Consider the following 8,449-nt stretch of genomic DNA (forward strand, 5'->3'; position numbering starts at 1 on the left):
GGGAAGCTGAAATATGCGAAGCGGTTAGGGTTAAGCATTCACCACAGTGCGGCGTATGTGATCGCAAGGAGGGGAGAAGGATACCGTGAAAGGATACCGAAGGAATATCATGAATACAGGGAATGGAGAGAAGTGATCAGGGATTTGGGGAAAGCGACATTGGAGGAATGTCAGAGGACACCGTATTTAAGCCTGTTCAGATAGAAAAAAAACAGGACCCGGCAGTCATGCGATTCACTGGAAGATGGGAGCATGGGGAAGGGATGGAATCCTGTGAAAGATTAAATCATAAGCTGACAATGGAACATTTCGCCAAAGCCTTGCGCTTCAGAGAGAAGCAAAAGAAGGAGATGAGAAGGTGTCAGTGGAACCACGCCGCTAGAAAGGTAAGTGGGTATGCAGATAGGGAGTTACTTATTTGCATATGATTTTGGTTACAAAATCATTTTCTTGATTGGTATGATCTGGATGACGAGATAAGCGGTATGATTTTTGAATATTCATCATAAAGGACACGATCCAGCTGTGAATCGGTAATAATGCAGTCAAAGTCGGTAAGAGGGGCATATTTCGCAAGCAAGGTTTGATTGAATTTTGTATGGTCACACAGCAGAAAACTCTGTCTGGCACTTTCCATCATCGCTTTTTTTACCTGTGCTTCTTCCATGCCGGCAATATAAGCACCATGATGATCAATGCCTTGCGTTCCTAAAAATGCCTTATCGATCCTGAACTGTTTGAAAAAATCAATGGTCATCGCACTGTGCCATCCGTTGCTGATGTCATTATACTGACCACAGGCAACGATGAGCTGGATCTTTGAAAAGGCTTGAAGGATGTTGATGGCCGGCAGGGAATTGGTTAAAACGATGATGCGTTTATTCTGAAGATAGCGGCAAAGCTGCAGGGGCGTCGTGCCGGTATCGATCAAGATCGTATCCCCGTCTTGAATGAAGCGGTTTGCTTCAACGGCAATCTCGTTTTTATACTCAACCAAAAGATCGCTTTTTAAGGAAAAGCTTGGTTCGATATTATGCTCCATATTCAATCGTGCCCCGCCATAGCTTGTGATTGCCAGACCTTGTTTTTCAAGCATGTTTAAATCTCTGCGGATCGTCATCGTGGATACTTGAAATCTTTTCGCAAGCTCGTTCACTTCAACTGCCTTATTTTTTTGAAGCAGATTAAATATTTCCATTCTCCGTTTCGTTAGTGACATAAGACCTCATTTCGTAGTGATCACATCATAAAGATGCATCATATCTGCTTTCAGTAAGTTCATATAGCCGAATATTTTCAAAAAAGGATATTTTTTTGTAACGATTTCCATCTGATGCCGGTAAGCGCGTTTCAGCTCACGGTTTCGTCCGGCTGCTTTCTGCTGAGAGATGCTTCCCTTACGGATTTCATAATTGTATAAACGCTTATTGCTGATGTAGAAGCGAGAGCTTCTCATAAATAAGCGACAGGTCGTTTCGACATCCTCATAGGTTTTGTTTTCCGGGAATCTGATATCTTTCCACAGCTTTTTTTTATAACATTTTCCCCAGCTGTAATTTTTGATCATCATATCGCTCATTAAAAGGGAAAGAGCTGTTTTTTGATTCATGATTGTTGTTTTCGGAAAGCATGAATGCAGAGTCATATGAGGATAATTGATATTATGGCCGCAGATTGAAATATCACAGTCATATTCAACGATTCCTTTGACCAGTTCTTCAAGGTAGGATGATTCTATCGTGTCATCACTATCGACGAAGCTGATAAGCTCTCCTTGGGCTAAGGACAGTCCGAGATTTCTTACGCTTGACAGTCCGCCGTTTTTCTTTATGTAGTATTTAAAACGCGGATCGCTGCCGACCGTTTCAAAAAAAATTTTTTCGCTGTGGTCCTTTGATCCGTCATTGATGCAGATGGCTTCAAAATTGCCATAGGTCTGGTCTTTTATGGAAAGCAGACATTTTTTTAAATATTTTTCTACGTTATAAATAGGTATGATGATGCTTATTAGCGGATTCATGTTTAACCCTCCCGTTCAAAGTATCATTCATATTATACACTACTTCCCATCGTTTTCAAAGAGTCAGCGTCAGGAGCCGTTTATAAAAAAAGGTAAGCTTCATCATCTGAATTTACCTCATGTTCATGAAATTTATTTTGAAAAGATCATATCATATAAATGAATCAGATCAGCTTTGAATAAGTTCCAATAACTTAAAAATTTCAAAGAAGGATATTTCTTCGTGACAATTTCCATCTGATAGCGATAAGCAGATTTCAGCTCTTCATTTTGACGGGTGGATTTTTGCTGGGAGATGCTTCCTTTATGAATTTCATAATTATACAAGAGCTTGCTGCTGACGTAAAAACGGGATGCGTTCATAAATGTCCGGCAGATCGTCTTGATATCCTCATAAATCTTATCTTCAGGAAATTTGATATTTTTCCAGACCTCTTTTTTGTAGCATTTTCCCCAGCTGTAATTCATGATGATCATGTCGCTCATCAAAAAAGAAAGGGCTTTTTTCTGAGTGATGATCTTTGTTTTAGGAAAACGAAGGGGAAGGGTAATATGACTATAATTCATATTGTGGCCGCATATTGAAATATCACAGCCATATTTCACGATTCCTTTGACCAATTCCTCAAGATAGTTCATCTGGATCGTATCATCGCTGTCAACAAAGCTGATGAGCTCTCCTTGGGCCAGTGAAAGACCCAGATTTCTGACCTTTGAAATGCCGCCGTTTTTCTTTATGTATAGCGTAAAGCGCGGATCATCTCCGACGGTTTCATAAAAGATTTTTTCGCTTTGATCGCTGGATCCGTCATTGATGCAGATGGCTTCAAAATGATCATATGTCTGATTCTTTACAGAAAGCAGACAGTTTTTCAGATATTTTTCAACATTATATACAGGTATGATAATGCTTACTAGCGGATTCATTTCCAAACCTCCCTTTTAAATATCGACAATATTATACACTACTTCATATTGTTTTGAAATAGTCAGCTATTAATGTTATAATAAAAAAGATTGGAGTGATGAAAATGATTAAAGGTAGTATCACGATGGAAAATGGTGAAGTCCTGCCCTTTGTGCTATATGATGAAGAAGCACCGATCACGGTTGCGAATTTTGTCCGCCTTGTGAAAGAAGGATATTATGACGGAAAGATCTTTCATCGTGTGATTCCCGGCTTTGTCAGTCAGGGAGGCTGTCCTTATGGAAACGGTACAGGAGATTTAGGATATACGATTCCCTGCGAGTGTGATAAGAATGTACATAAGCATGTTCAGGGAACGATGTCGATGGCTCATCGGGGCAGGGATACGGGATGCTGTCAGTTTTTTATCTGTCATGCACCTCAGCCGCATCTCGATGGTGTGCATACGGTATTCGGACAAGTGACGGACAATATCGAAGCTGTGCTGGCAATGCATAACGGTGATAAGATGAAAAAGGTAGTGATTGAGGAATAAGTATGAGAGATTTCAGATATATCGGTTATCCGTTGTTTATTACTTTGGTGGGTGCACTTTTATATCAGCTCGTCGCAACTTATATCACAGGTAATTTACGTGATACATTGCTGATCCTGATTCGGGTGTGTGCCTTGTTTACGTTCGGGATGTCATTAAATAAATCGACACGTCGTCATATGAGCGTCTGGAAGATCGTTGTGGCAGTTGTAATTACGATATTTTTATTGCTGTATGAATTGGGAGCCTTCTATTTGCCATATTTGAGTACGGCCTTGGCTTTTTTTGGCGTGGGTGGTTTCTTTATCTGCATGCTTTATATCTTATGCGGATATCTTTTCGTGGATTAGGTGATGAAGAATTTTTTTAAGGTTGGTTTGGAATGCCCTTACTGCCACAAGACATTTCAATACAATATCCTTTCATATAAGGCCAGATGTGAATGTCCGCATTGTGAATATCACCTGATCGTTCGTACGAAAATGTCGGTGACGCTGTTTCTTTCCATCATCGGTTTTATCCTGTTAGGGATCGTCAATCAGGGACTCGGATTGAGCCGTTTCGGAGATATTTTTAATCTGATCTACTGGATCGCAGGCTGCCTTCTTTATGTGGCTCTTGCCTATAAGCTTTTATGTATGGTAAAGTCGCCTCAAAAGGTCTATATCGTGGATATGGAGGACCCAACGGTGCTTGAAAGGAAAAAAAGAGGTCATAAATAAAATCTTGAATATCAATATTTGAGATTTTTTTGCTTGGAAGATGAATTTTTTATAAGAATTATAAATTTGTAATTGATAAATATAAAATATACGATATAATAGAAATCAAAAAGGAGAGATTATTACTTTGGATACCATACCCTATCAAATATTGTTGCAGGTTGTATTGATTTTATTGAATGCGTTTTTCGCAGGAAGCGAAATTGCTTTATTGTCATTGAATACTTCAAAGCTTAAAAAGCTTGAGGAGGAAAATAATGACAAGTACGCCAGACGGATCTTAAAGCTGGTGGAAGAGCCGAATAACTTTTTATCGACGATCCAGATCGCGATTACTTTATCAGGATTTTTAGGAGCCGCTTTTGCAGGTACTAATTTTTCTGTGTATATCGTTGATTGGATCTATTATGGATTAGGTTTTACTGCTCTTTCGCTTGGTACGTTAGATTCGATTGCGACCGTAGTCGTAACAATCATTCTTTCTTATTTTACGCTGGTCTTTGGTGAATTGGTACCGAAACGTATCGCTATGCAGAAAAGCTATGAATTTGCGAAGATGACGAGCTTTGTGATAGCGGCGATCAGCAGGATCATGCGGCCGGTGGTTGCTTTTCTGAATTTTTCTGTGAATATCATCTTGCGACTGCTTCATTTAAAGACGCAGGCTGAGGAAGAAGATGTTTCTGAGGAAGAAATTCGTTTGATGATCGATCTGGGCGGTAAGAAGGGAACGATTGAGAACGAAGAGAAGGAATGGCTTGAGAATGTCTTTGAATTTAATGATACGAGTGCGAAGGATGTCATGACGCATGTCTTGGATGTCGTTTTTATCTCTGTTCATGATACAAAGGAAGAAGTTCTTAAAACAATAAGAGAAACAGGGTTATCACGTTTTCCGTTGATTGATGAAGATGTTAATGATGTTCGGGGAATTCTTTATTCACGTGATTTTCTTCTTAATGAAGCGCTTGGTGAAAATAAGACGCTGGAGGATATGATGAAAGAGGCTTATTTCGTGCCTGAAAGCATTCATACGGATGATCTTTTCAATCAGCTTCAGATGAAGAAGGTACATATTGCGATCGTTGTCGATGAATATGGAGAAACAAGCGGTATCGTTACTTTAGAGGATCTTCTGGAAGAAATCGTTGGTAATATCTATGATGAATATGACCCGATGGAGGAAGAGGAAATCAAACAGTTGGATGATCATACCTACCGCATCGCCGGAAATGTATTGATCGAAGATATCTTGGATCAGACAGGTATCGAAATACCTGAAGATGAGGATTATGATACGCTGGGTGGTTTTATCTTTTCACAGCTTCAGGAAATACCAAGTGACGGCAGTATATTGGATCTTGATTTTGATAAGTATTCGATCCATGTGGATCAGATCATAGATAAGCATGTTGAATCGTGCATCATTACCTTAAAAGAACAACAGGAAGTGGAAGAAAGCAGTGAATAAATTCTTTCATATTATATAAAGAGGCAGCATCTACCGGATGCTGCTTTTTCTGTCATGGGATAAAAAAAGATGATCATCTTGTTTTTTGATCATCTCTTTGCCGAAAGGCTTCAAAGGCAAGAATGCTGGCTGCACTGGCACCGTTGAGGGCATTCTTGAAATCATTGGCATAGGGAATATAAATATTTTGATCAGAGAGAGCTAACAGCTGCTTGGAAAGCCCTCTTTTCTCTCCGCCAAAGGCAAGGATGAAGCCTTGATGATAGTTTGCGTGAGTATATGGAATTGCATCCTTACGCATGGCACAATATAAAGGAAGTCCTTTCTTTTTTAGATCCGTGACAAGTGCGGGAATATCGTCACTGACGATAAGGCTGATATATTCACTGGCACCGGCACTGCTTTTGGTGACCGTAGTGACGGCAGTGGAGTAGTTGCGCTGAGGTACGATCAATCCGTTGCAGCCGGCAGCATATAAGGAGCGGCAGATATAGCCAAAATTAAACGGATCTTCGATGCCTTCCGCAATTGCATAAAACGGATCTTTGATTTCTTCGATTTTTTGATATTCTCGTTCACCGACAAAGCCGATCATGCCGCCATGTGTTTTGCCTTGGGCTAATTCTTCGATCTTTTCTCTTGTGACCCTATGAACCGTTACATCATTTTTATTGGCCTGCATGAGGATGAAGTGGGTATCTTTATCCTTTTTTTTCTCATCGACATAGATTTCATAAACTTCACGGCGTTTTGCCATCAAAGCGGCTTTTACTGATATATTTCCTTCTACTAGATATTTTTCCATAGAAATATTATATACAAAAAAGGATGGCTTTACCATCCTTAATCGATATTTTCTTCTTTTACCTGATGACGATACAGCTGCTTTCGTTCGAATGGCGTCAGACCTTTCTTTCTTAAGCGGATCGTATCCGGTGTGATCTCAACCAATTCATCATCGTTGATAAATTCGATGGCTGATTCCAATGTCAACTGCTTTGGTGGTGTCAGTTTCATTGCTTCATCAGCTCCGCTGGAACGAATGGCCGTTAATTTTTTATTTTTGATCGGGTTCACTTCAAGATCATTGTCACGTGAGCTCATACCGATGATCATGCCTTCATATACTTCGGTTTGCGGACTGATAAAGAGGGTTCCTCTTTCCTGAAGATTCCATAGGGCATAAGTCATGGCCTTGCCGGTTTCCGTTGAAATCATCGCACCGTTGGCTCTTTGCATGATTTCTCCTTTGTAAGGCTCATAACCGTCAATGCGGCGTACCATCGTTCCTTCACCGCGTGTATCGTTGATAAACTCACTGCGATATCCCAGAAGACCTCGTGTAGGAACTTTATATACGATTCGTGAATAGCCGTTTTCTTCTGAAAGATCGACCATCTGACCTTTTCTGAGATTGAGCTTATTGATGATCGTTCCCTGATATTCACTCGGTGCGATGGCAACGACTTCTTCTACCGGTTCAACGACCTTGCCGTTCTCATCTCTTTTTAAGATGACCTCCGGTTTGCTGACAGCAACTTCATAACCTTCACGACGCATGTTTTCAAGCAGTATCGTAATATGCAGCTCGCCGCGTCCGCTGACCTTGAAACAGTCACCGCTTTCTGTCGGTTCTACACGCAGGCCGACATTGACCTCTAATTCTTTTTCTAACCGTTCCTTTAAGTTTCTTGATGTTACATATTTACCGCTTCTGCCGGCAAAAGGAGATTTATTGACAATAAAATTCATTGATAATGTCGGCTCTTCGATCTTGATCATCGGGAGTGGCTGAAGGTGATCTCTTTCGCAGATCGTTTCACCGATGGAAATATCACTGATTCCGCTTACCACGGCGATATCACCACAGCTGGCTTCAGATACCGGTACCCGCTTTAATCCTTTATATACGAAGATCTGTGAGATCTGACGGTTTCTTGAATGCCCGTCACTATCGCATACCGCAATATTCACACCTTCTTTAAGCGTTCCGGAGTAAATACGGCCGATGCCTAAACGTCCGATATATTCATCATATGCGAGATTAGAAATCTGCAGCTGTAAAGGCTCTTCTGATTTATCGGGATATGGTGGGGTATGCTTTAGGATCGTTTCAAATAAAGGCTCAAGGTTTTTGCCTTCCTCATGTGGATCTCTGACTACGATGCCCTGTTTCGCAATTCCATAAAGGATCGGGAAATCTAACTGTTCATCTGTTGCATTTAATTCAAGGAAGAGCTCATAGACCTCATCGACCACTTCTTCCGCACGCTGATCTTTTTTATCGATCTTATTGATGAGAAGAATTGGTTTCAAACCCATTTCAAGTGCTTTTGAAAGGACAAAGCGTGTCTGCGGCATAGGGCCTTCGGCACTGTCTACCAGCAGGATAACGGTATCGACCGTTTGGATGATACGTTCAACCTCACTTGAAAAATCAGCATGTCCCGGCGTATCTACGATATTAATTTTATAGTCTTTATAGTTGATGCTGCAATTTTTAGAATAAATCGTTATGCCTCGTTCACGTTCAAGATCATTGCTGTCCATGACGCAATCAACGACTTCTTCATTGCTTCTGAAAACATGGCTCTGATTCAGGAAGGCATCGACAAGGGTTGATTTGCCGGCATCGACATGGGCAATGACTGCTAAATTAATAATTTTTTCTCTACTCATTATTCTCACCTACACTTAACTGTGCAATTATACTACCAACTGCACGTAATTACAATCATTTTACTAAGGAATCTTTAAATCTGTATAAAAATTG

At 40.5% G+C, this 8,449-nt stretch carries 10 protein-coding genes; 5 read left to right on the top strand and 5 right to left on the bottom strand.

Features of this window, described 5'->3' with window-relative positions:
* The coding region (locus tag Q0K35_RS07350; RefSeq protein ID WP_294562006.1) for a hypothetical protein at window positions 1-204 on the top strand (204 nt) is incomplete at its 5' end.
* A gap of 238 nt (window positions 205-442) precedes the next feature.
* On the opposite strand, the gene Q0K35_RS07355 is transcribed toward Q0K35_RS07350, so the two are convergent.
* From Q0K35_RS07355 to Q0K35_RS07365, 3 genes are all read right to left on the bottom strand, one after another.
* Window positions 443-1,219 carry a DeoR/GlpR family DNA-binding transcription regulator gene (locus tag Q0K35_RS07355; protein WP_294562007.1) on the bottom strand — a complete coding sequence of 259 codons (777 nt, stop codon included), beginning with the start codon at window positions 1,217-1,219 and terminating at the stop codon, window positions 443-445.
* Window positions 1,220-1,225: 6 nt separating this feature from the next.
* Window positions 1,226-2,020 carry a glycosyltransferase family 2 protein gene (locus Q0K35_RS07360; RefSeq protein WP_294562008.1) on the bottom strand — a complete coding sequence of 265 codons (795 nt, stop codon included), beginning with the start codon at window positions 2,018-2,020 and terminating at the stop codon, window positions 1,226-1,228.
* A gap of 132 nt (window positions 2,021-2,152) precedes the next feature.
* Window positions 2,153-2,947 carry a glycosyltransferase gene (locus Q0K35_RS07365; RefSeq protein ID WP_294562009.1) on the bottom strand — a complete coding sequence of 265 codons (795 nt, stop codon included), beginning with the start codon at window positions 2,945-2,947 and terminating at the stop codon, window positions 2,153-2,155.
* Window positions 2,948-3,045: 98 nt separating this feature from the next.
* On the opposite strand from Q0K35_RS07365, the gene Q0K35_RS07370 reads away from it, so the two are divergent.
* From Q0K35_RS07370 to Q0K35_RS07385, 4 genes are all read left to right on the top strand, one after another.
* Window positions 3,046-3,483 carry a peptidylprolyl isomerase gene (locus tag Q0K35_RS07370; RefSeq protein ID WP_365936217.1) on the top strand — a complete coding sequence of 146 codons (438 nt, stop codon included), beginning with the start codon at window positions 3,046-3,048 and terminating at the stop codon, window positions 3,481-3,483.
* A 2-nt stretch (window positions 3,484-3,485) separates the two neighbouring features.
* A complete protein-coding gene (locus Q0K35_RS07375) occupies window positions 3,486-3,833 on the top strand; it encodes an amino acid permease (protein WP_294562011.1) in 348 nt (115 codons plus the stop codon).
* Window positions 3,834-3,836: 3 nt separating this feature from the next.
* Window positions 3,837-4,205 (top strand): hypothetical protein, encoded by a 369-nt coding sequence (locus tag Q0K35_RS07380; RefSeq protein WP_294562012.1) that lies wholly within the window; start codon window positions 3,837-3,839, stop codon window positions 4,203-4,205.
* 127 nt (window positions 4,206-4,332) lie between these two features.
* Window positions 4,333-5,676 (top strand): hemolysin family protein, encoded by a 1,344-nt coding sequence (locus Q0K35_RS07385; protein ID WP_294562013.1) that lies wholly within the window; start codon window positions 4,333-4,335, stop codon window positions 5,674-5,676.
* Window positions 5,677-5,749: 73 nt separating this feature from the next.
* Here the strand turns inward: Q0K35_RS07385 and Q0K35_RS07390 are convergent, their stop codons facing one another.
* Both Q0K35_RS07390 and typA read right to left on the bottom strand, forming a co-directional pair.
* Window positions 5,750-6,481, bottom strand: a complete 732-nt coding sequence (locus tag Q0K35_RS07390; RefSeq protein WP_294562014.1) for an RNA methyltransferase — start codon at window positions 6,479-6,481, stop codon at window positions 5,750-5,752.
* Between the two features lie 38 nt (window positions 6,482-6,519).
* Window positions 6,520-8,358 (bottom strand): translational GTPase TypA, encoded by a 1,839-nt coding sequence (typA, locus tag Q0K35_RS07395; RefSeq protein ID WP_294562015.1) that lies wholly within the window; start codon window positions 8,356-8,358, stop codon window positions 6,520-6,522.
* Between the last annotated feature and the right edge of the window lie 91 nt (window positions 8,359-8,449).

This window comes from uncultured Traorella sp. (assembly GCF_944327115.1).
Taxonomy (GTDB): domain Bacteria; phylum Bacillota_I; class Bacilli_A; order Erysipelotrichales; family Erysipelotrichaceae; genus Traorella.

Excerpts from the sequence above, each read along its gene's own strand:
- Q0K35_RS07355 (WP_294562007.1), bottom strand. The coding sequence starts at position 1,219 with ATGTCACTAACGAAACGGAGAATGGAAATATTTAATCTGCTTCAAAAA.
- Q0K35_RS07360 (WP_294562008.1), bottom strand. The coding sequence starts at position 2,020 with ATGAATCCGCTAATAAGCATCATCATACCTATTTATAACGTAGAAAAA.
- Q0K35_RS07365 (WP_294562009.1), bottom strand. The coding sequence starts at position 2,947 with ATGAATCCGCTAGTAAGCATTATCATACCTGTATATAATGTTGAAAAA.
- Q0K35_RS07370 (WP_365936217.1), top strand. The coding sequence starts at position 3,046 with ATGAAAATGATTAAAGGTAGTATCACGATGGAAAATGGTGAAGTCCTG.
- Q0K35_RS07375 (WP_294562011.1), top strand. The coding sequence starts at position 3,486 with ATGAGAGATTTCAGATATATCGGTTATCCGTTGTTTATTACTTTGGTG.
- Q0K35_RS07380 (WP_294562012.1), top strand. The coding sequence starts at position 3,837 with ATGAAGAATTTTTTTAAGGTTGGTTTGGAATGCCCTTACTGCCACAAG.
- Q0K35_RS07390 (WP_294562014.1), bottom strand. The coding sequence starts at position 6,481 with ATGGAAAAATATCTAGTAGAAGGAAATATATCAGTAAAAGCCGCTTTG.